The 20,387-nt window shown below is 49.8% G+C and carries 20 protein-coding genes; 2 read left to right on the forward strand and 18 right to left on the reverse strand.

What is annotated here, in order from left to right; all coding sequences use genetic code 11:
• Positions 1–48 precede the first annotated feature (48 nt).
• From ACTHTY_RS04235 to rpmE, 8 genes are all read right to left on the reverse strand, one after another.
• Positions 49–639 (reverse strand): MlaC/ttg2D family ABC transporter substrate-binding protein, encoded by a 591-nt coding sequence (locus ACTHTY_RS04235; RefSeq protein WP_003681817.1) that lies wholly within the window; start codon positions 637–639, stop codon positions 49–51.
• Between the two features lie 32 nt (positions 640–671).
• Positions 672–1,166, reverse strand: coding sequence for an outer membrane lipid asymmetry maintenance protein MlaD (gene mlaD / locus ACTHTY_RS04240; RefSeq protein WP_003748012.1), 495 nt, complete (start codon positions 1,164–1,166; stop codon positions 672–674).
• 49 nt (positions 1,167–1,215) lie between these two features.
• Positions 1,216–1,992, reverse strand: a complete 777-nt coding sequence (gene mlaE, locus ACTHTY_RS04245; protein ID WP_440366566.1) for a lipid asymmetry maintenance ABC transporter permease subunit MlaE — start codon at positions 1,990–1,992, stop codon at positions 1,216–1,218.
• A 65-nt stretch (positions 1,993–2,057) separates the two neighbouring features.
• Positions 2,058–2,858 carry an ABC transporter ATP-binding protein gene (locus ACTHTY_RS04250; RefSeq protein ID WP_036492152.1) on the reverse strand — a complete coding sequence of 267 codons (801 nt, stop codon included), beginning with the start codon at positions 2,856–2,858 and terminating at the stop codon, positions 2,058–2,060.
• Between the two features lie 222 nt (positions 2,859–3,080).
• Positions 3,081–3,968 (reverse strand): hypothetical protein, encoded by an 888-nt coding sequence (locus ACTHTY_RS04255; RefSeq protein ID WP_234398647.1) that lies wholly within the window; start codon positions 3,966–3,968, stop codon positions 3,081–3,083.
• 187 nt (positions 3,969–4,155) lie between these two features.
• A complete protein-coding gene (locus ACTHTY_RS04260) occupies positions 4,156–5,274 on the reverse strand; it encodes an acyltransferase (RefSeq protein WP_440366567.1) in 1,119 nt (372 codons plus the stop codon).
• A gap of 250 nt (positions 5,275–5,524) precedes the next feature.
• Positions 5,525–7,183 (reverse strand): ArnT family glycosyltransferase, encoded by a 1,659-nt coding sequence (locus ACTHTY_RS04265; RefSeq protein WP_440366568.1) that lies wholly within the window; start codon positions 7,181–7,183, stop codon positions 5,525–5,527.
• A 235-nt stretch (positions 7,184–7,418) separates the two neighbouring features.
• Positions 7,419–7,634, reverse strand: coding sequence for a 50S ribosomal protein L31 (gene rpmE, locus ACTHTY_RS04270; protein ID WP_003681847.1), 216 nt, complete (start codon positions 7,632–7,634; stop codon positions 7,419–7,421).
• A gap of 281 nt (positions 7,635–7,915) precedes the next feature.
• Between rpmE and ACTHTY_RS04275 the strand changes: the two genes are divergently transcribed.
• Positions 7,916–8,449, forward strand: coding sequence for an acyltransferase (locus tag ACTHTY_RS04275; RefSeq protein WP_440366569.1), 534 nt, complete (start codon positions 7,916–7,918; stop codon positions 8,447–8,449).
• A 62-nt stretch (positions 8,450–8,511) separates the two neighbouring features.
• Here the strand turns inward: ACTHTY_RS04275 and ACTHTY_RS04280 are convergent, their stop codons facing one another.
• The 8 genes from ACTHTY_RS04280 to ACTHTY_RS04315 form a co-directional block, all read right to left on the reverse strand.
• On the reverse strand, positions 8,512–8,967 hold the full coding sequence (locus ACTHTY_RS04280) for a four-helix bundle copper-binding protein (protein WP_440366570.1): 456 nt from the start codon (positions 8,965–8,967) through the stop codon (positions 8,512–8,514).
• Between the two features lie 150 nt (positions 8,968–9,117).
• Positions 9,118–10,335: an MFS transporter gene (locus ACTHTY_RS04285; protein WP_440366571.1), complete on the reverse strand. Its 1,218-nt coding sequence runs from the start codon at positions 10,333–10,335 to the stop codon at positions 9,118–9,120.
• Positions 10,336–10,637: 302 nt separating this feature from the next.
• Entirely contained in the window at positions 10,638–11,066 is a 429-nt protein-coding gene (locus tag ACTHTY_RS04290) for a hypothetical protein (RefSeq protein WP_049332858.1), read from the reverse strand.
• Between the two features lie 8 nt (positions 11,067–11,074).
• Complete coding sequence (locus ACTHTY_RS04295) at positions 11,075–11,590, reverse strand: outer membrane protein assembly factor BamE (RefSeq protein ID WP_049332857.1); 516 nt, start codon at positions 11,588–11,590, stop codon at positions 11,075–11,077.
• Positions 11,591–12,049: 459 nt separating this feature from the next.
• Positions 12,050–12,688 (reverse strand): MBL fold metallo-hydrolase, encoded by a 639-nt coding sequence (locus ACTHTY_RS04300; RefSeq protein ID WP_004519037.1) that lies wholly within the window; start codon positions 12,686–12,688, stop codon positions 12,050–12,052.
• 60 nt (positions 12,689–12,748) lie between these two features.
• Positions 12,749–13,258, reverse strand: coding sequence for a DUF4189 domain-containing protein (locus ACTHTY_RS04305; protein WP_440366572.1), 510 nt, complete (start codon positions 13,256–13,258; stop codon positions 12,749–12,751).
• Positions 13,259–13,313: 55 nt separating this feature from the next.
• Positions 13,314–13,964 carry an HAD-IA family hydrolase gene (locus ACTHTY_RS04310; RefSeq protein ID WP_440366573.1) on the reverse strand — a complete coding sequence of 217 codons (651 nt, stop codon included), beginning with the start codon at positions 13,962–13,964 and terminating at the stop codon, positions 13,314–13,316.
• Positions 13,965–13,974: 10 nt separating this feature from the next.
• Positions 13,975–14,961, reverse strand: coding sequence for an RluA family pseudouridine synthase (locus ACTHTY_RS04315; protein WP_440366574.1), 987 nt, complete (start codon positions 14,959–14,961; stop codon positions 13,975–13,977).
• Positions 14,962–15,475: 514 nt separating this feature from the next.
• Here ACTHTY_RS04315 and ACTHTY_RS04320 point away from each other — a divergent pair.
• Positions 15,476–18,361 carry an Rne/Rng family ribonuclease gene (locus tag ACTHTY_RS04320; protein ID WP_440366575.1) on the forward strand — a complete coding sequence of 962 codons (2,886 nt, stop codon included), beginning with the start codon at positions 15,476–15,478 and terminating at the stop codon, positions 18,359–18,361.
• Positions 18,362–18,618: 257 nt separating this feature from the next.
• Here the strand turns inward: ACTHTY_RS04320 and mscL are convergent, their stop codons facing one another.
• Entirely contained in the window at positions 18,619–19,062 is a 444-nt protein-coding gene (mscL, locus tag ACTHTY_RS04325) for a large conductance mechanosensitive channel protein MscL (RefSeq protein ID WP_440366576.1), read from the reverse strand.
• A 448-nt stretch (positions 19,063–19,510) separates the two neighbouring features.
• Complete coding sequence (fabI, locus tag ACTHTY_RS04330) at positions 19,511–20,299, reverse strand: enoyl-ACP reductase FabI (RefSeq protein ID WP_003748060.1); 789 nt, start codon at positions 20,297–20,299, stop codon at positions 19,511–19,513.
• Positions 20,300–20,387 lie beyond the last annotated feature (88 nt).

A 20,387-nucleotide genomic window follows, 5' to 3' on the forward strand; every position in this document is an offset into this window, starting at 1 on the left:
TAAGGCACCATGCCGTCTGAACATCAGGTGGCATGGTGCGGGGGTGGATTATTTACCGCCGTTTTTGGCTTTCAAGTCGGCAATCAGGCCGTCGATGCCTTTGGCTTTGATGGTTTCGCCGAATTGGTTGCGGTATACGGTAACCAAGCTTGCGCCTTCTACTGCGACATTGTATGCGCGGTATTTGCTGCCGCTTTGGTAGGTGGTGAAGTCCATGTTGACCGGTTTTTGGCCGGAAACGTTGATTTCGGCGCGGACAACGATTTCTTTACCGCCTTTGTTTACGACCGGGTTGTCTTTGATGTTGACCTTGGCGTTTTTGAATTTCAGCATGGTGCCGGAGTAGGTGCGGATCAGCAGGGTTTGGAACTCTTTGGTCAACGCTTGTTTTTGTGCGTCAGTCGCAGTGCGCCATGGGTTGCCGACGGCTAAAGCGGTCATGCGTTGGAAGTCGAAGTAAGGGATGGCGTAGGCTTCAGCTTTTTGGCGTGCAGTGTTGGCATCGCCGCTGTTGAGGATTTTCAGCACTTGAACGGAGTTTTCACGGACTTGGTTGACTGCGTCGGCAGGAGAGGCAAATGCCATGCTGATGCTCAATACGCCGATGCTCAATGCGCTGATGAAGGAAGTTTTTTTCATGGGAGTGTCCTGAATATTGGGTTGATATGTTTTTATTGTTTGTTTTGACCGGCAGATTCACCATCTGCGTTTTTCTCGGCAAAGCTGGTCATGAATTTGCCGATAAGGTTTTCCAAAACCATGGCGGAGCTGGTGACGGTAATGGTGTCGCCTGCCGCCAAAGAATCGGTATCGCCGCCTTGTTGCAGGCCGATGTATTGTTCGCCCAACAGGCCTGAAGTCAGGATTTGTGCAGAAACGTCGCTGCTGAACTGATATTGGCTGTCCAGATTGAGGGCGACTTTTGCCTGATAGGATTTAGGGTCGAGCTGAATAGAGGCAACGCGACCCACCAGTACGCCTGCGGATTTGACCGGAGCGTTGGTTTTCAAGCCGCCGATGTCGCTGAAATCGGCATAGACGGTGTAGGTTTGAGAGGATTTGCCGAACGATTGTCCGCCGGCGGCGCGGAAGGCGAGAAAGCCGATAGCGGCTGCGCCCAGTAAGACAAACAGTCCTACCCAAAATTCCAAAGCATTTTTTTTCATGTGCTATTGTCCTTGTTTCATTCTTTTTAAGTGTCGTTTCAGACGGCCTTTAGTCGGTAAACATCCACGCGGTCAAAATGAAGTCGACGGCGAGGATGGTCAGGGCGGAAGACACTACGGTGCGTGTACTGGCGCGCAAAATACCTTCGGAGGTCGGTACGCAGTGGAAACCCTGATGTACGGCGATCAGCGTAACAGCTACGCCGAAAGCGGCGGATTTGATTAAACCGTTGAGTACGTCGTAATGGAAGGTAATGTTGTTTTGCATTTGCGACCAGAAAATACCGCCGTCCAAACCCAGCCATTCGACGCCGACCAAATACGCGCCGTAAATACCGGCAACGTTGAAAATCGAAGCCAGCAAAGGCATGGAAAACACGCCCGCCCAAAAGCGCGGCGCAACCACGCGTGCCACGGGGTCTACCGCCATCACGTTCATTGCTTCAAGCTGCTCGGTGGTTTTCATCAAGCCGATTTCGCTGGTCATGGCACCGCCCGCGCTGCTGGCAAACAGAATGGCAGCTAATACAGGACCCAATTCGCGCAACAGGGAAGCGGCAACCATATAACCCAAAATATCGGCGGATTTGAATTTTGCCAGCTGCGTATAGCCTTGCAAGCCCAATACCATGCCGACAAACAGGCCGGACACGGCAACAATCAGGACAGACAACACGCCTGCAAAGTAAACCTGGCGGATGCTCAGGCGCGGACGGGCAAATGCCGTACCTGATTTAGCCAGGATGTGCAGGAAAAACAGCGTAATGCTGCCCAGCGATTGGATGAAGCTGAGGGTTTTTGCCCCGACGGAACGGATAAAATTCATAGGTTTCAGTTGATTGGTTAAATGGTTTTCAGACGGCCTTGTTTAAGTTTCGGGCCGTCTGAACATCAGCCCAGCAAGTCTTGTTTTAAAGTCGTTTGCGCCGGATAGCGGTAGGCGACAGGGCCGTCTGCCAAACCGCCGACAAACTGGCGTACCCAAGGCGAGTCGAGTTCGCGCATTTCTTCGGGCGAGCCGGAGAACATGATTTCGCCGTGTGCCAGGAAAATGACTTGATCGACGATTTCCAGCGATTTTTCGATGTCGTGCGTTACCATCACGCTGGTTGAGCGCAGGGCTTTGTTGGCACGGCTGATGAGGTGGGCGATGACGCCCAGCGAAATCGGGTCGAGGCCGGTAAAAGGCTCGTCGTACAACATGATTTCAGGGTCGAGCGCAATCGTACGCGCGAGGGCAACGCGGCGCGACATACCGCCGGAAAGCTCGGAAGGCATCAGGTTTTCAATGCCGCGTAAACCGACTGCATTCAGTTTCAGCAATACTAAATCGCGAATGACCGCCTCGGGCAAATCCGTCAGCTCGCGCATGGGGAAGGCGATGTTGTCGAAGACGGATAAGTCGGTGAACAATGCGCCGTGTTGGAACAAAACGCCCATGCGGCGGCGGTGTTCATACAGCTCCTGCGCCGAAAATGCGGCCAAATCTCGCCCTTCAATCAGCACTTTGCCCGATTGCGGGCGGATTTGACCCGTAATCAGGCGCATCAGCGTGGTTTTACCGCTGCCCGAACCACCCATTACGGCGGCGAAATTGCCTTGTGGAATGCTGAAGTTGATGTTGTTCAGAATAGGACGGTCGCCATATGCGAAGGCAACGTCTTTCATTTCGATGAAGGGTGTGGAACTCATGCAGGAGGGGAGTGTCGAAAAATGTATTTTAATTACGGGTATTGTAAAGGGTATTGGATATTCGGGCAATTTTCAGACGGCCTGAGCTTAGGAATAACGGGTAAAAACGTGTGAAAGAATGCAGAAGCGTTGATGGTACGGTCGTTTTGTCGCGTGTTGTGTCAAACATACAGACAGCTGTGTAGGTATATAAAGAGGCGGGCAAACATACCCGCCTTGTTTTTAATATTTCTGCAAACCTTCTACCTTGATTTCTTTTGCATTGGCATTGATGAAGGCTTGAGTTGCTTTCATCGTGGCTTGAATGCGCGGATCGTTCCAACGCACGATTTGGTTGTTTTCATCGCGCTTGTCCGACCAGATAATTACGCCGTCGGTGTATTTTTTGCTGATTTCGAGCATTTTGCGCCAGCGGACGGGGTCGATGAACTGCTTGAAATAAGGGCTGTTGGTGGCCGAATAATATTGCGGCCAGATGTAGCCGATGATTTTTTTGTTGGGAAAGCGTTGATGAATGTCGTCAACGGCGGTTTTCACGTCTTTTTCCCATTGCACCAAATCGGGGGAAGTGATGTAGAACACAGGATTGGCATAGTCGCTGATGGCGGCGGTGGGCGCACGGCGTTTGCTGACTTGCCGCCATTTGGCCAAGATGGCTTCGTTGTCAACGTTGGGGCGGTAGTGGCGGATGCCGTGCAGGTGTTCGGAAGGCATGCCGTAGTTGCTGATGAAGGCGCGCGGGTTTTCTTCTCTGAAGATTTGGTACATCCGCGCGAAGTCGGTTCTCAATTCGTCGGGGGTCAGCAGCTGGCCGTCTTTTTCGGCAAACCAGCTTTCGATGTCGGTGGAAATGGTGCGGTAGCCTTCGCGGCGCGATTGTTTGGCCAATTCACGGATGCGCGCTTCGTTGAGTACGCCGTGTTTGCGTTTGCCCGTCGGATCGGGTTTGACCAGCTCGCTTTCGTAAACCAAGAACACTTTGGAGAGTTTGTCGGCAGTAAGGTCGGGTTTGCCGACGTAGTCCATGCGGTCGTAGATGATGAAATCTTTGGCATGGGCGGAGAGGGCGGTCAATAAGAGGACGAGGGGCAAAAGGCGGTTGGGTTTCATATTTTTAGGTAGATTAAGGGAAAAGGGCCATTGTACGGGAAGCAGCGTTAAAGTAAGTCAAAGGCCGTCTGAGAGGATAAAAGTTCTTTCAGACGGCCTTTAAGATGAGAGGAAGAAGGGGTTTTGATTGAAACCAATACCTAAATCGTTACGTAGGGTAGGAAAAGATAGGTTTGGTTATATTTTATTAGAAACCCTTAGCAAGTAAAAAACTATTTTCATCTTCAGCATTCAGCAGTAGCGGTCGCTCCCAAATAATATTTTCTCTGATTACTTTTGCTGGAACGCCTGCAGCAATACAATTATTAGGAATTGGTTTTTTCAGCAATGAGAAAGCGCCAATAACCGAACCATCACCAATACAGCTTCCTCCTAATATAGTTGCTCCATATGCAACCCAAACATGGTTACCAATTACAATATCTTTAGAAAAATTAATACGTTTACCAGTATTGGCGTTATAAATCGCATGGGCATCATCTGTCCGAATCTGGTTATTAGTAGCGAACATGCAGTCATCGCCAATAGTTATACTTGTACTTTCGGCACAGGTTACATAAACACTATTGGTACTTGTTGTTCCATTTCCTATTTCAATTTTACAACCAAATCCTAACCGAAACGTACCAAAAATACCTGCTCTTTCTCCTATTACGATAATAGCATTACTTCCTTTAAATTCAATAAAAGTATTTTTGAGGTCTGAGTTTTCATGCAGGATTACACGATTGTTTTTGCCAAAAAAACGAACATGTACATTATTTAAGTTAGACGGAGCTTGAATAAAATTGTTATATTCGTCTTGATAACATCCCATAATTTTTAATTTATCATCACTATATTGGCAATAGACAATATCACCTTTTAAATTTTCTTTTATAATAAATTCATTACCAGTATTGTTGGCTTTAAAAGAAAATAGGGAGTTATCAATATTTATTTCAGTTTCTGTTTGTAAGTTAATAATTTTTTCTATGCTATTTACTATTATTTTTAGGAAAAGTTCATAATTACCTACAGGAATGTCGGAAATGTCAACACCTTCATAATTTAACGTAGCAAACCAACACGTATCATAAGAAATATTTGGATCTTTAGAATATTGTACTGTGAGTTCCTCATGAAGAGCTTTAGCTAATGGCTTTACATAGCTGTTAGTTGCATTTTTAATGATTAATTGGTAGTTAATGTCACTATATTCTTTAGCACTTTGACCTAAGACTATCCCAATGCCTTCTATATAAAGAACACTTCCAAGTAACTTAAACTTTTTTAAGTCTACGATAAATTCTTTGTATTGATTCATTTTATTGTTTCCATAGTTACATAATGTGAATAAATTAAGTATAAGATTATCTGCATAATTATATAGTTATTCTGTTTAATCAGGATAGAGAAATAAAAATATTAAGATAATCCCTATGTTTTTACTGGTGATAATTACTGTTTCTTTAGAAATAATATTAACTTAAAGTTTCGCGATTGTCTATAATAGTTTATTGAGTTTTTCAATTAATTCAACGAATTGTAAATATTCAGCTTGTAGTGGGTGTGATTTACTGCGCTGCAGTTTTTTCCAGCAATAGGAAAGTCTCGGCTTTGTTGCGCGGTCTTGCGCCTTGCCACAAGGTTTGCCAGCCCGAAGGTGCGCCGATGTTGGCAGCTTGGCGGATGAGGCGGTAGCGGCAGGAAGGGTTGTCGGTCGTGGTTTTAATATGGCTGTATTGTGTCCACGCGATTCGTGTGCGCTGGTCTTGGCTGTCGATGCTAATACATTCGAGGCCGTCTGAAAGCTGCTGTTTCAATTCGGAAGAAAGCGCGGCTTCCATTTGGTGTACTACCGGCGCATGGCTTTTGGCGGCGTTGAGCCACGGTAAAAACAGGGTCATCAGCAAAGCCCAGGCCAAGGTAACGCCGGCCGCCCAGTTGGTCACGGCTTGGCGGCCGCGGATGTTTTTACGCGTAATCGCCCAGAGCCATAACGGGGTAAACAGCAGGGCGACGGCCATCGGAATCGGGTCGATGTCGGGGACGTAGTACGGGCTGAAATAGGCGGCGCGTTCGGCCAGTTTGGCAGGCCAGCCGTAGTTCATGGCGAAGAAGCCCAGCCATAGGAATACGGCAATCAGACCGAATGCCATGATGCCGAACCAGTTGATAAATGCCGCTGCGCCGCGACGCAGGCCGTCCAGTTGTGCCGCGCCGAGCAGGGCGAGCGGGGTTAACAGCCAAACGAGGTTGTCTTGAAGGCGTTGTGGGTTGATGGCAAGTAGGGCTGTCATGATAACCAGCCACGACAGGCTCAGAATACCCCAGTTTTTATCGTGGATACGCGTGCGGCTGAGCGTCCATGCCGCCAGCGGCCAAGCAGGCAGGGCAAACCACAGCAGGTTTTTCAGATAATAGGGCAGGTTGAAGGCCGTCTGAATTTGATGGAAACCGCCGAATACGCCTAAGGAATAATGGTTGAACCAAATATCAAACCATTCGGGATGGGTTCTGGATAAAACCAGCGGATACAGAATCAGCAGGGGCAGGGAAACGACGATGGCGCCAATCAGGGTCAGCAAATAGCGTTTGCTTTGCCAAGTGGAATGGAACGACAGGGCAAGTGCCAAAAACATCATGGCCGCGGTCAGCAGATAGCCTGAGGTAAGGGAGAGTAAAACCCAGCCGCCGCACAACAACAAAATGGCGATAATGACGCGGCGGCGTGCCAGTGAAAAGCCACACAGAATCAATCCAAATGCGGCAAAAGCGGCCGACATGGGATTGAGGAAGTGGGCGATGGGCAGCAAACCGATGCTGCCGATAAGGATTAAGACAACGCTGCGGCCGTGGTGTCTGCCGAGGAAGTTGAAACCGGCAAATCCGCAGGCCGTCAGTCCGATGGCGGTGAATACCACGCCGGCAAAGCGCGCAGCATCATAGGTATCGGCCGCCCAAGGTGAAAACAGGGTTTGGAATGCGGTTGCCGCCCACAAAAAAGCAGGGGAGATGGTGAAGTCGGGTTGGCCGAAGATTTGTGCAACCAACAGGCTGCCGCCGTTTTTCATGGATTCGGAGGCGGTAAAGAGGGAGGGTTCGGCAGGGTTCCACAAGTCATGCGAGAACACGCCCGGCCACAGCCAGGCAAAGGCCATCAGCAGCAGTAACCATGGTTTTTCATAGGTTTTTTGGGGGCGGCGCGGATCGGGCGGTGTGTAAGTCAGCATGGAAGGTCAAAAAACGGTTGGTTTGAATAGCAATGGTACAGGGTTTGACGGGTTTGCGCGATATGCCGGACCGGAGGGCTTTGTAAAATAATGCTTACGGCTCGTTTTTATCGGGTGTTTGGAATGATATGGCATTCGGTTGACGACAAAAAGCTCAGGCCGTCTGAAAGAAAGGTTTCAGACGGCCTAAATGCAAAAAAGACTGCACGAAGCAGTCTTTTTGACAAAGCGGCAATTAGCGTTTGAACAGGTTGCCGAATTTGTTGTTGAATTTGTCCACGCGACCGGTAGTGTCGACGATTTTTTGAGTACCGGTGTAGAAAGGGTGGCACAGAGAGCAAACCTCAACGTTGAAGCTGTCTTTTTCCATTGCGGATTTGGTCACGAATTTGTTGCCGCAAGAGCAGGTAACGTTGATTTCGTGGTAGTTCGGGTGAATACCTTGTTTCATTTGATTTCCTTTCGATTAAGCGGGCACAGGGGTTTTGCCTGTACTTCAGTTAAGCGTGGGATTTTCGCTATTTTTGGCTGTTTCGTCAAGCGGATATTTTGCGTAGCGGGCAGTTTCGCAACAGGCGAGAACAGTTTAGAATAGAGTTTCAAACTAAATGTTGTGTAATCGGGCTGTAATCTAACTGAAAAGAGGATGTAAAACCTCTTCTAGATGTGAAACTTTAAGAAGAATAATAGTCTGAATAATATTTACGCTTGTACGAACAGGAGACGGAATCAATGTGGAAAAGGATATTGACGTGCATTTTGCGTGTTTTGGGAGGAATGTTGCCTCCGTCTTATTGCAAACCATTCGGCAGAATTGCGCAAAAATTCCGCGCCGCTTTGGCTGCATGCATTTCCCCAAACATCGGCAAAAACGTCAATATTGAAAAAGGCGGATATGTTTTTCCGGATACGGTAATCGGCGACAATTCGGGTATCGGCGTAAATTGCGAAATCTGCCGCGGTTTGACCCTCGGCAAGAACGTGATGATGGGGCCGGAATGCCTGTTTTATTCGACCAACCACAAATTCAACCCTGAAACCCGCCGCTTCGAAGGTTATACAGATATCAGCCCGATTGTGATTGAAGATGATGTTTGGATTGGTCGGCGTGCGATTATCATGGGCGGCGTTACCATCGGTAAGGGCGCGGTAATCGGCGCAGGTTCGGTGGTTACCAAAGATGTGCCGCCTTATTGCGTGGCTGCGGGTAATCCTGCGATTGTTCGGAAAAAACTGCTCGATGAGCAAGAGCTTGCAGCCGAATAGCGTGAATAAAATAGCAAAATAAAAGGCCGTCTGAAATTCAGACGGCCTTTTTTCATTAGTGCTTAAGCGGCAATTTTTTCGCATTCTTTAATGCAAGCCAAGCAAGATTCGTAGCAGGCTTTGCATTCAGCGTGGTGGCTGGCGTGTTCTTTGCAGGCGGCAGCACATTGTTTGCAGGCTTCGATGCACACTTTTGCCAAAGACGGGGTCAGGCGTGAATTTTGGGCGGCGAGGTTTTGCAATGTGCCGCACAGTGCCAACATTTGGTTAACGCCGGCTGCGCAGTCTTTCATGGAGGTATCGCCTTCGCTCAACAGGGCAATGCAGTGTGCCAAACAGATTTGACCGGCTTCAACGCAATGTGCGGCCGCTTTGCGCGCAGCTTCGTAGGCGCGTGGTGCAGAATGCGCGTGACCAGCATGACCGGCGTGGTGTGCATGGTCGTGAGCACGGGCAAAAGAAGCGGCGGCGGTGAGGGAAACAGCAGCAGCGCTGCCGATAAATTGACGACGGTTCATAAGATAGAGTCCTTTTTGCTTTGTAGAAATATTGGACGAATTATTTCATCCGTTATTAAAAGGTTATCATGTTATTCGTTTTTAAACAACAGGCCATCTGAAGGTATCGATAGCACGTTCAGACGGCCTTGAAATGTCAAGGTTTTCGCGTCAGTCGGCAGCCGCTTTCCGTTCATGAATCAGTAAATTCAACAGGGCGGCTGCGCCTGCCAAGACTGCGTCGGCGTACCACATCCAGCCGTAATCGTTGAAGCGTGTGATGACGATGCCGCCGATGTATGAACCTAAAAAGCCGCCGATTTGGTGGCTCAACATGGTCAACCCGAAGAGGGTGGCCAAGTAGCGCGTGCCGAAAAGTTTGCCGGTAATGGCGGCGGTGGGGGCGACGGTTGCCAGCCAAGTGAAACCGAGTCCGGCGGCGAAAAGATAGAAGTTCAAATCGGTTTTAGGTGCGGCCAGATAAATCAATATCATGGCGACACGCGAAGCATATAAACCGAAGAGGACGTATTTGCCCAAAAATCTGCCGGTACACCAGCCTGAAAAAATACAGCCGGCGATGTTTGCCAAACCAATAATGGCAATAGAGGTTGAAGCGACCGTAGCGGGGAGGCCGCAAAGTGAAATTTCGGTTGGCAGGTGGGTAACCAAAAAGGCGATGTGGAAACCGCAGGTAAAGAAACCCAAATGTAGCAAGATATAGCTGCGGTTGGCGAAAGCCTTGCAGACGGCCTGCTTCAGGGTTTGGCCGCCGTCGTCGGTATGGACGGTATGAGAAGCATGTTTGCCGCCGGCCAGCCACCAAGAAATTGGCAAAATCAAGATGGCAATGACTGCCCAAACATAAAATGTCCCCGTCCAGCCGATGCGGTGCAGGGCAATCAAACCTTGAACCAGCGGCGCGAACAAAAATTGCCCTGCGGACCCGCCTGCATTGACCAGGCCGGAAGCCAAGCCGCGCCGATGAGGCGGCGTTTTGGCGGCGACCTGTCCCATAATGATGGAAAATCCGCCCGAACCCGTACCGAATGCCAACAATAAACCGATACCAAGCATCAGCCCCCAATAAGTCGGCATTTGCGGAACCATTAGACAGGCGGCAATCAATAGAACCGTACCGCCGGCTAAAACCTTAAACGCGCCGAAACGGTCGGCCAACGCGCCGGATAAGGGTTGCGATATGCCCCACATCAATTGGAACACGGCAATAATCAGGCTGAACTGGGTCATGTTCAATTCGGTCGAGTTGACGACGGGCAGGACAAAAAGCCCTAAAGTCATCCTCATGCCGATGGTAATCAGCAGGATGGAGGCGGCAGCGGCAATCAGCAGCCACAAATTGGGTAATTTGGCAGAAGAATCGGTCATGATGTTTGTGTGTGTAAGGGGCAGAGAATAAAAGCTATTCCTGCCACTATATTATTTATTTGATTTCTCGGCGAGCCGATATATAAACGCGCGATTCTAGCATTGGGCGAGAAACGGCATAAATAACCGTTGGTTCTTTGGATATGGTAAAAAGTGATATGGTTTTGAGGATGAATTGAGGATGAAGCGGTCAAATATTCTTCGTTTGGTACTGACAGAGCAAGCAAATTGCCGTTGAATTTTCGTTTGAGAAGAAAGGCCGTCTGAAAAGTTTCAGACGGCCTTTGTTTGACTGACTTACATCAGATGATTTCCAGAATGAAATACTGACGCAGTTTTTCGTACACATTATTTTGTACGTTGATACAACCATTGGTTATGATGCGGTCGGCCACATGAGGAGAAGCGATGCGTTCCATGCGTCTTTCCTGCGGCTTGAGCGTCCATACCCTGTGTAACGCAAACAGAAAGTCATTTTCTTCTTTGAAGCCGATAACCTCGCCACCGTAACCCGGTTTGCTGGTCATCATCGGCGTCATATTGAATTTTCCTTTCGGAGTGGTCTTGCCAATCAATACCGGATGGCACTGACCGTCATCGGCAAAGCAAAGCTCCGCCTTAGCTGTATTGACCACAACTTTTTTGCGTTGGATATAGTCGCTGACAGCATCGGCAGCGGCCAAAGAATTCAGACCTGCTGCCAAGGCTATACCCAATAGGATCCGTTTCAAATTTGTCCTTATTGACGGATGCGTTTAGGAGCTTCTTTAATGATCTCGCGGATGATCACTTGAGGCTCTTGTTTAGGTGTAGGTGCTGGAGGAGGACATACAGCATCTTTAGGGAATACTGGATTCCAGAAGAAGCTGCGTGCAAATTTGTCTTTGTCGAAGATCACTTTGTATTGGCAAGTAGTGATGCCTTCAACGCCGGAAGTGTTTTCAGGGTCAACACCTACGCCTGGGGTGTAGAAGTGGAACAAGTAGTCCCATTCACGCACGCCAACCATGCCTTCGTCGTAGTGAGGACGGCCGAGGATTTTGTAGATGTCGTCTTTGGTCAGACCAGGACGCATTTGATCCAACTCGTCAAAAGTCGGGAATGTACCACGGTCTTTGTTGAAGGTCAGGGAGTAAGGTTTAGGGAAGCGTGGCTCGTCGGTAGTGCCTTCAGGAGTGATTTTGCTCTTAGTAGCACAGGCGGCCAGCAGGCCGGTAGCCAGCAGGACGAAGCCCACTTTTGCGATTTTTTTCATGTGATAATCCTTTTATTGATTTTACCAGCCGAACTTTTCAGACGGCCTGTTAGTGCCGGCAGCGAGTTTGCCGGTTTACCCAAATAATGTTGTGCTTCTTAAAGATGTACCCGACGGTTTGACAAACAGAACATCGGCACATTCCGGCAGGGCATTGCGCCTCATCTCCGTTGTATCCGCCTGAATCGGCAGAACCGTTCAGACGGCCTGACTGACATTTATTGTCACTTTGTAACAATTTCACTGCGAGTAAGGCTTGGGGTTTAGAGATGTCCGGTTTTCGATAAATCAGGTTGTATTGCGTAATACCTTGTTATCTTTGTGCTTTAGTTCATTTTGGCATTTGCCGGAGATTAGGTACTTAATCTTTCGGGTGTTATCCCTGCAAATTGTATGCCAGTTTTCCTTTATACGCATAATCTGTGTATGCCAGAATGTTGGCTTTATACAACATTCATATTAACGAACCAGAAACGGATTGTACCTTTTCTCATGCCCAATACTGGTCATGCGGCCGTGTCCGGCTATAACTTGCGTGGTTTCAGGCAGGGTTAATAGTTTAGCGCAGATATTGTTTATGAGGTCATCATGATTGCCGCGCGGAAAATCTGTGCGACCAACGGTCTCATAAAATAAAACATCGCCTGCGACTAAAAGACCGTTTTCAGCGTTGTAAAAAACGACTTGGCCAGGGGTGTGGCCGGGAATGTGAAGGACTTGGAAACTGTGATTGCCGACCTTGAGCGTTTCCCCTTCTTCCAGCCAGCGCGTCGGCGTGAATGACGGAGAAACGGGGAAGCCGTATTGCGCCGTCGTTTGCGGAAGGGCTTGGAGCAGGAATTCGTCGTCTTTGTGTGGGCCGAGAACGGGTACGTCGCAGGTTTTTAAAAGTTCAACCACGCCGCCTGCGTGGTCAAGATGGCCGTGGGTCAGCCAAATGGCGGTCAGCTTGAGGCCTTTGTTTTGGACTTGTTGCAATAAATAGGGTACGTCGCCGCCGACATCGGTCAACACGGCTTCTTTGGTTTCATCGTCCCAAATCAGCGTGCAGTTTTGACGGAAGGGGGTAACGGCGTTGATTTCAAATTGGAGTGCCATGGGTGTTCCTAGGAAAGGCTTATTTAATGTTGTTTACGTTTCAGACGGCCTTTTGTCTATTTAGAATTTAGGCAATGAACAGCCCTCGTTTGCAAAAATAGAGCATTGAGAGCTGCCAGACTCTTGACATTTCCTTAAGGCATCAGCCTCCGCAAGACCAGGGCCTGGTTGTGTACTTGGAAAGGCTTTCCATTTTTTACCAGACTTACCTTGGGCAACAGCAATACAACCATTTCGAACCCAAACGTATACTTTACATGGCGCATTACGCCCTCCTCGTTCACATGTCTTAATAGCTTGTGCTTTAGCAGCTTCAAGCGATTCCATGTCAATTGCACCACCTGAATCACTGGTCTTTGGGTTGGTTGCCCAGGCACCGTATCTTGAAGGTACATCAATATTGATAATTTCCGTAGTCCGTCTCTGTTGGTGATGACCAGACGAACCACAATTGGGATTGTAGCCATACCCACACAATGCCGAATTGTTTTGCAATGCACCTCTGGTTACGTCATATCCATAAGTATTAATGCTTGCTAGTCCTAGCAGTATAAAAAGCATTTTTTTCATTTCAAGTCCAATTTGTTAGTTATCTAAATCTTTGTCAGTTGACGCACGCTGTCATTTATAAGGTTTCCAATACGTCAGGCAATTCGGCCAAGCTGTTGAGCATGGCGACATGGGGCATGGAGGAAAGCTGTTTTGCAGTATGTGCGCCGGTGGTGACTGCGATGGCGCGGATTTTGGCGTTGGCGGCCATTTCTAGGTCATGGGTGGTGTCGCCGATGACGACGGCCTCTTCCGGTTCAACCCCCAGTCGGTCGCAGAGGGCAAGTACCATGTCGGGCGCGGGTTTGGACGGATATTCGCTAGCACAGGCGGTTTCGAGCCAGAAGGCTTGGGTGCCGGTTTGCTCGATGGACCTATTCAGTCCGCTGCGGCCTTTGCCGGTCGCTACGGCAAGCCAATAGCCTTGTTGCTTCAAGCGTTGCAGGCAGGGCAGGGCCTCGGGGAACAGGGTCATGTTGTGATTGTTGGGATTGAGGTAGTGCGCGGCATAGGTCTCAATCAGGGTTTCCTGAACGTGTTCGCTGACGTTGTGGGCAAGGCGGCGAATGATGCCGGAGAGGCTGTATCCGATGAGCGGGCGGATTTGGTCGGCTTCGGGAACGGGTAGGCCGCAATCGGCAAAGCTTTGCTGGAAGGTGTGGATGATGGGGTTGGTGGTGTCGGCAAGCGTGCCGTCCCAGTCGAAAATGATGAGTTTGGGTTTCATGGATTTCCTTTCAGACGGCCTTTTCCTGATTTTCCAACATTAAAACAAATTGCGCCAATTCTTGCGGCAGGGGGGCTTTCAGAATCAGTTTTTCGCCAGTCAGCGGATGGGTGAGGTGCAGCTCGGAAGCATGCAGGAACATTCTTTTCAAACCGAGTTTCTGCAGGCGTTTGTTGGCTTGATAGTCGCCGTAGCGTTCGTCGCCGGCAATGGGGCAGTCTTGCGATTGCAGGTGGACGCGGATTTGGTGGGTGCGGCCGGTTTTCAGGGTGGCTTCGACAAAGGTCAGGTCGGATAGGCCGACTTGGTGCAAAAGGCCGTCTGAAAAACGGTTTAACACGCGGAAGATGGTGTGGGCGGATTGGCCGTCTTCGCTGACGCGCACCATTTTTTCGCCTTGTGCGCCGGTGTATTTGAACAAGGGGAGCTTGACGTGGAAGCGGTCGTTCGGCAGCCTGCCGACACCCAGCGCGAGATAGATTTTTTTCGGATGGTCGTTGCGGATGGCTTCGTGCAGCTTCACCAAGGCGCTGCGTTTTTTGGCTATCATCAAGAGGCCGCTGGTGTCTTTGTCGAGGCGGTGGACGAGTTCGAGATAACGCGCTTCGGGACGGGCGCGGCGGATTTGTTCGATGACGCCGAAGCTCACGCCGCTGCCGCCGTGGACGGCAACGCCGGAAGGTTTGTTGATGACCAACAGCGCATCGTCTTCGTAAACGATGTCAAACTCGCGCGCAGGCGCGACCTGGCTTTCAGACAGCCTTTGTTTTTCAGCGATGCGTATCGGCGGAATGCGGACGGTATCGCCTGCCTGAATGCGGTTGTCGGGTTTGCAGCGTTTTCTGTTCAGCCGCACTTCGCCGGCGCGGATAATGCGGTGGATATGGCTTTTCGGGACGCCTTTGAGGATTTTTATCAGATAGTTATCAAGGCGTTGGCCTTCCTCGTGTTCGGCAACGGCAATCAGGCTGACTGAATCTTTGCGTATTGCGTGCATTTTCTCTATAATCCCAAACGTCCGTTTCAGGACTCGAACCTGCCATCGCAGGCCGTCTGAAACGGATTTATTGTTAAAACGAGATTTTATATTAAAAACGCACTCCGCAAAGCATTTCCTTGTGTTTGTTCAAAGCCGGCAAACGCAATCCCGTAATTAAGTTTGAATTGAACCTGCCGTCCGGCCGGGCGTAAGACGCAGTCCGCGCAGCACCGTCCGAAATTACCGGCGCTACGATAATAAGAAGATGTAGGCTGCCTTATTTTGTCCGAAGCATCAGCATTCGGACGGCAGCGGAACCATCAACCTTTCCGCCGCATTGTTCTTTATTTCCTTCTTTATCCGAATCCGTCCGCACATGGCTTGAGTTCAAGCATGCAACCTTGCGGATTTCAAATCAAATACTGGTTACACGGGGATTTTCCCATCTTGCCTTTGAAGAGTGCCAACCGGACAGACAGGCCGTCTGAAAAAGATATTCACAAATCAAACGGCCGCTGTTCACGAGGTGACTATGAAAAGAATGTTATTCAACGCAACGCAGGCCGAAGAGCTGCGCGTTGCCATTGTCGATGGCCAAAACCTTTTGGACTTGGACATCGAAACGCTGGGTAAAGAACAGCGTAAAGGCAATATCTACAAAGGTATCATTACCCGCATCGAGCCGTCGCTGGAAGCGTGTTTCGTCGATTACGGAACCGACCGCCACGGCTTTTTGCCGTTTAAGGAAGTATCGCGTTCATATTTCCGCGACTACGAAGGCGGCAGGGCGCGTATTCAGGACGTGCTCAAAGAGGGCATGGAAGTTATCGTCCAAGTCGAAAAAGACGAGCGCGGCAACAAAGGCGCGGCACTGACCACTTTCATCAGCCTGGCCGGCCGCTATTTGGTATTGATGCCGAACAATCCGCGCGGCGGCGGCGTATCCCGCCGTATCGAAGGCGAAGAGCGTCAAGAGTTGAAAGCTGCCATGGCCGAACTCGACATTCCAAACGGCATGAGCATTATTGCCCGTACTGCCGGTATCGGCCGCAGCGCGGAAGAGTTGGAATGGGACTTGAACTACCTCAAACAGCTCTGGCAAGCCATTGAAGAAGCAGGCAAAGCACACCATGACCCTTACCTGCTCTTTATGGAAAGCTCGCTGCTGATTCGTGCGATTCGCGATTATTTCCGTCCCGATATCGGCGAAATTCTGGTGGACAATCAAGAAGTTTACGACCAAGTTGCCGAGTTCATGAGCTACGTCATGCCGAGCAATGTAGGCCGTCTGAAACTCTATCAAGACCATACGCCGCTATTCTCCCGTTTCCAAATCGAACACCAAATCGAAAGTGCATTCTCACGCAGCGTCAGCCTGCCTTCCGGTGGCGCGATTGTGATCGACCACACCGAAGCCCTAGTTTCCATCGACGTCAACTCTGCGCGTGCCACACGCGGCTCGGATATTGAAGACACCGCGTTTAAAACCAATATGGAAGCCGCCGAAGAGGTCGCACGTCAAATGCGCCTGCGCGACTTGGGCGGTTTGGTCGTGATCGACTTCATCGACATGGAAAATCTGAAACACCAACGCGATGTTGAAAACGTCCTGCGCGACGCGCTCAAAAAAGACCGCGCACGCGTGCAAATGGGCAAACTTTCGCGTTTTGGCCTTTTGGAATTGAGCCGTCAACGTTTGAAACCGGCTTTGGGCGAAAGCAGCCATGTTGCGTGTCCGCGCTGTGCCGGTACCGGCGTCATCCGCGGCATCGAATCCACCGCTCTGCACGTTTTGCGCATCATTCAAGAAGAAGCAATGAAAGACAACACCGGCGAAGTGCATGCACAAGTTCCTGTCGATGTTGCCACCTTCCTGTTGAACGAAAAACGCGCCGAGCTGTTTGCGATGGAGGAGCGCTTGGATGTGAACGTCGTCCTGATTCCAAACATCCATTTGGAAAATCCGCACTACGAAATCAACCGCATCCGCATTGATGACGTAGAAGAAGATGGCGAACCGAGCTACAAACGCGTTGCCGAGCCGGAAGAAGACGAATCCGCCAAACCTTTCGGCAGCGAAAAAGCCAAAGCTTCCCGTCCTGAGCCAGCTGTCAAAGGCGTACGCCATACCCAGCCTGCACCGACTGTTGCCCCTGAGAAAAAAGCCTCTTGGTGGGACAGCTTCAAAGCTTGGTTGAAACGCATTTTCGGCGGCGAGCCTGCACCTGCTGCAGTTGCTCAAGAGCCTGCCGAAAAACGCACTACAACCAACCGCAGCCAAAACAGCAACCGCCGTTCAAACAGCCGCCGTCAAAATCCACGCCGCAACAACAAAAACGACGGCAGCAAAGTCGAAGTGCGCGAAGTGAATGCCGAAGCTGCCGACAGCAAGTTTGAAGAAAGCAAATCAAGCGAAAGCCGTAACGACGAGCGTAAAGACACCCGCCGCAACCGCAACCGTAACAACAACCGCCGCGATGATCGCAACAACGAGCGCAACCGTGTTGAGGAAGTAGTTGAAGATGTAAACGTTCAAGAAGTGGCTGCACTGGCTGAGATGCCGTCTGAAAACCAAGCGGAACAAAACGGCAATAAACGCCGTCGCAACAACGGCCGTAACGAGCGCAACCGCCATCAATCTACGGAAAACCGTGTTGAAGACGTGAACGTTCAAGCCGATGGCGAACAGGCGCGAGTTGAAACGGACGACAATGCTCGCAGCGAAGAGGGTGTGAAAAACAACGGCCGTCAAGGACGCGACCGCAACAATCGTCAGCGCAACAATCGCAACGACCGCCGTTCTAACAGCAAAAAACGCAATATTCCGTCTTCAGCAAAAATCGAGCAATACCTGAACATTACCGATACCGCCGACAAAGTTCTCTTTGCTGTGGCGCATGTTTTGGGTTTGAACGAAACGGTTGAAGCTGCAAATGCGACATTGTCTTCTGAAAGCGATCAAGCCGAGCCGCTGGTGATTGTAGTATCCGAGCCTGAAGTGACCAGCGCAGAGCCATTCGTATTTGCGATTGAAAGCGAAGACGAGCCTGCCGTAGCGCAAACTGAAGGCGCTGATGCCGAACAAGCCCTGCTTGCTTCTGCAGTCAGCAATGTCAAAGAAGCCATTGCTGCGGTATTGTCTCCGAATGCAACGGCTACTGTTGCACCGGTTGAAGCACCAGCCGGAACTGTTGCCACACAAACTGAAGCCGTAGCTGAAGCAGCGCCTGTCGCAATCGTTGTACCTGAGAGCTTGGGCGATTTGATCTTCGTTGAAACCGATCCGCAAGCCGTTGCCGCTTTTGCTGCGCAGCCACAACCTGAACCGGTTGCCAAAACACGCCGTTCGGATGTGCCTAAAGTAGAAGTGGAAGACGTAGCAGTCGAAATGATTTTGGTGGAAACACGCAAAGATTAAGATTGGTTTTCCAGTTAAAAGCCCGATGTTGAACGCATCGGGCTTTTTTATTGGTAAGGAGATGCACTGCTCATTTGCTTTGTGTTTGCCACGAGGGTTGCTTCATGCTTGAAAAAGCAGGATAGCTTGCTGAGAAAGGGAGGGGTGTGATTCTTTCAATGGGAAGGGCTTGACGATAAATAGATCGGTATGAAAAAAGGCCGTCTGAAATGGTTTCAGACGGCCTTGGTTTGTGTGTGTATGTTTGGGTATTGTGATTATTTTTTGTTCAGAGAGTCACGGATTTCGCGCAACAACAGAACTTCTTCGCTAGGCTCTGCTGGTGCTTCTTCAGCAGGAGCGTCGGCTTTTTTCAAGGAGTTGATGGCTTTAACCACGCAGAAGATGGCAGCGGCAACGATCAGGAAGCTGATTACAGTGTTGATGAACAGACCGATGTTCAGGGTAACGGCACCGGCTGCTTGAGCGGCTGCCAGGTTGGCGTAACCTTCTGCAGGAGCGGCTTGTGCGCCGTCTTTCAGGGTAATGAACAGGTTGGAGAAATCAACGCCGCCGATCAGCAGACCGATAGGAGGCATGATTACATCGTCAACCAATGATTTGACGATGCCGCTGAATGCTGTACCGACAACCATACCGACTGCGAGGTCGACAACGTTGCCACGCATAATAAATTCTTTAAATTCTGAAGCGATTGACATAATTAATCTCCTGTATGTGTTTGAGTCAAAATCAGATGTGATTCAGTTAATCGGCAGGCATCTTAACGCTTTATTAGTTAAGAAGAATTCAATAATGTTAAATTTTGTATTTCATGCTAAAAATGCCCTGCTTCTATGCCTTCTGTATGAAAAACAGGCCGTCTGAATTTTTTCTGTTACTTTTTTACACCACTTTTTATCAGCGGCTAAGTATCAGATAACATGAATGTTATCTTTAGAATCAATGCTCTATCGGAATTTCAGATTAGGGTGGAATGATAATATAATAATGTTGAAAACATAATCATTGAAAGCCTGTAAAGGTAATGTTTCGTATCCGTATTTGACTTTCAGACGGCCTTTTTTGTCATGCAGTTATTCAAACCATAATGTAATGGCCATAAAAAACGCACTTTCATGATGAAAGTGCGTTTGGAGTGAAAACTATTTAGTTCTCTTCGTCATTCAGCGCATTGATGCTGTAACCGCCGTCAACGTAGGTAATCTCGCCGGTGATGCCGGAAGCGAGGTCGGACAGTAGGAAGGCGGCTGTGTTGCCAACTTCTTCGGTGGTAACGTTACGACCCAATGGGTTGTGGGAAGCGACGTGACCCAAGAGTTTGCTGAGATCGGCGATGCCGGAAGCGGCCAGGGTTTTGATCGGGCCTGCGGAGATGCCGTTGCAGCGGATGCCTTCTTTGCCCAGGCAGGCGGCAGTGAAGCGGATGCCGGCTTCGAGGCTGGCTTTGGCCATGCCCATAACATTGTAGTTAGGAATGGCACGAACGGCGCCCAAGTAGCTCAGGGCAACGATTGCGGCGTTGCGGCCCTGCATCATCGGACGGGCGGCTTTTGCCAGTGCAGGCAGGCTGTATGCGGAGATTTCGTGAGCGGTGTTGAACGCTTCGCGGCTGATGCTGTCGAGGAAGTCGCCGCTCAAAGCTTCTTTAGGGGCGAAGCCGATGGAGTGAACGAGGCCGTCCAAGCCGTCCCAGTGTTTGCCCAAGTCAACGAAAACTTGGTTGATTTCGTCGTCGCTGGCAACGTCGCAGCGGAACACGAGTTCGGAGCCGAGTTCGGCCGCCATTTTACGGACGCGCTCTTCCAGTTTGTCGACAACATAAGTAAATGCCAATTCCGCGCCTTGTTCGCGGCAGGCTTTGGCGATGCCGTAAGCGATGGAACGCTCGGAGATCATGCCGGTAATCAGAATTTTTTTGCCTTGCAAAAAGCCCATTTTCTTATCCTTTAGCAGTGGTATTGCGGTTGCATTAAACGGCGCATTATAGCAAAAACCGCTGTTTCGGTATAGATAAACAACGGAT

The sequence above is a fragment of the Neisseria sp. P0019.S002 genome, from assembly GCF_051957155.1.
GTDB classification, from domain to species: Bacteria; Pseudomonadota; Gammaproteobacteria; order Burkholderiales; family Neisseriaceae; genus Neisseria; species Neisseria perflava.

Excerpts from the sequence above, each read along its gene's own strand:
- ACTHTY_RS04235 (WP_003681817.1), bottom strand. The coding sequence starts at position 639 with ATGAAAAAAACTTCCTTCATCAGCGCATTGAGCATCGGCGTATTGAGC.
- mlaD (WP_003748012.1), bottom strand. The coding sequence starts at position 1,166 with ATGAAAAAAAATGCTTTGGAATTTTGGGTAGGACTGTTTGTCTTACTG.
- mlaE (WP_440366566.1), bottom strand. The coding sequence starts at position 1,992 with ATGAATTTTATCCGTTCCGTCGGGGCAAAAACCCTCAGCTTCATCCAA.
- ACTHTY_RS04250 (WP_036492152.1), bottom strand. The coding sequence starts at position 2,858 with ATGAGTTCCACACCCTTCATCGAAATGAAAGACGTTGCCTTCGCATAT.
- ACTHTY_RS04255 (WP_234398647.1), bottom strand. The coding sequence starts at position 3,968 with ATGAAACCCAACCGCCTTTTGCCCCTCGTCCTCTTATTGACCGCCCTC.
- ACTHTY_RS04260 (WP_440366567.1), bottom strand. The coding sequence starts at position 5,274 with ATGAATCAATACAAAGAATTTATCGTAGACTTAAAAAAGTTTAAGTTA.
- ACTHTY_RS04265 (WP_440366568.1), bottom strand. The coding sequence starts at position 7,183 with ATGCTGACTTACACACCGCCCGATCCGCGCCGCCCCCAAAAAACCTAT.
- rpmE (WP_003681847.1), bottom strand. The coding sequence starts at position 7,634 with ATGAAACAAGGTATTCACCCGAACTACCACGAAATCAACGTTACCTGC.
- ACTHTY_RS04275 (WP_440366569.1), top strand. The coding sequence starts at position 7,916 with ATGTGGAAAAGGATATTGACGTGCATTTTGCGTGTTTTGGGAGGAATG.
- ACTHTY_RS04280 (WP_440366570.1), bottom strand. The coding sequence starts at position 8,967 with ATGAACCGTCGTCAATTTATCGGCAGCGCTGCTGCTGTTTCCCTCACC.
- ACTHTY_RS04285 (WP_440366571.1), bottom strand. The coding sequence starts at position 10,335 with ATGACCGATTCTTCTGCCAAATTACCCAATTTGTGGCTGCTGATTGCC.
- ACTHTY_RS04295 (WP_049332857.1), bottom strand. The coding sequence starts at position 11,590 with ATGAAAAAAATCGCAAAAGTGGGCTTCGTCCTGCTGGCTACCGGCCTG.
- ACTHTY_RS04300 (WP_004519037.1), bottom strand. The coding sequence starts at position 12,688 with ATGGCACTCCAATTTGAAATCAACGCCGTTACCCCCTTCCGTCAAAAC.
- ACTHTY_RS04305 (WP_440366572.1), bottom strand. The coding sequence starts at position 13,258 with ATGAAAAAAATGCTTTTTATACTGCTAGGACTAGCAAGCATTAATACT.
- ACTHTY_RS04310 (WP_440366573.1), bottom strand. The coding sequence starts at position 13,964 with ATGAAACCCAAACTCATCATTTTCGACTGGGACGGCACGCTTGCCGAC.
- ACTHTY_RS04315 (WP_440366574.1), bottom strand. The coding sequence starts at position 14,961 with ATGCACGCAATACGCAAAGATTCAGTCAGCCTGATTGCCGTTGCCGAA.
- ACTHTY_RS04320 (WP_440366575.1), top strand. The coding sequence starts at position 15,476 with ATGAAAAGAATGTTATTCAACGCAACGCAGGCCGAAGAGCTGCGCGTT.
- mscL (WP_440366576.1), bottom strand. The coding sequence starts at position 19,062 with ATGTCAATCGCTTCAGAATTTAAAGAATTTATTATGCGTGGCAACGTT.
- fabI (WP_003748060.1), bottom strand. The coding sequence starts at position 20,299 with ATGGGCTTTTTGCAAGGCAAAAAAATTCTGATTACCGGCATGATCTCC.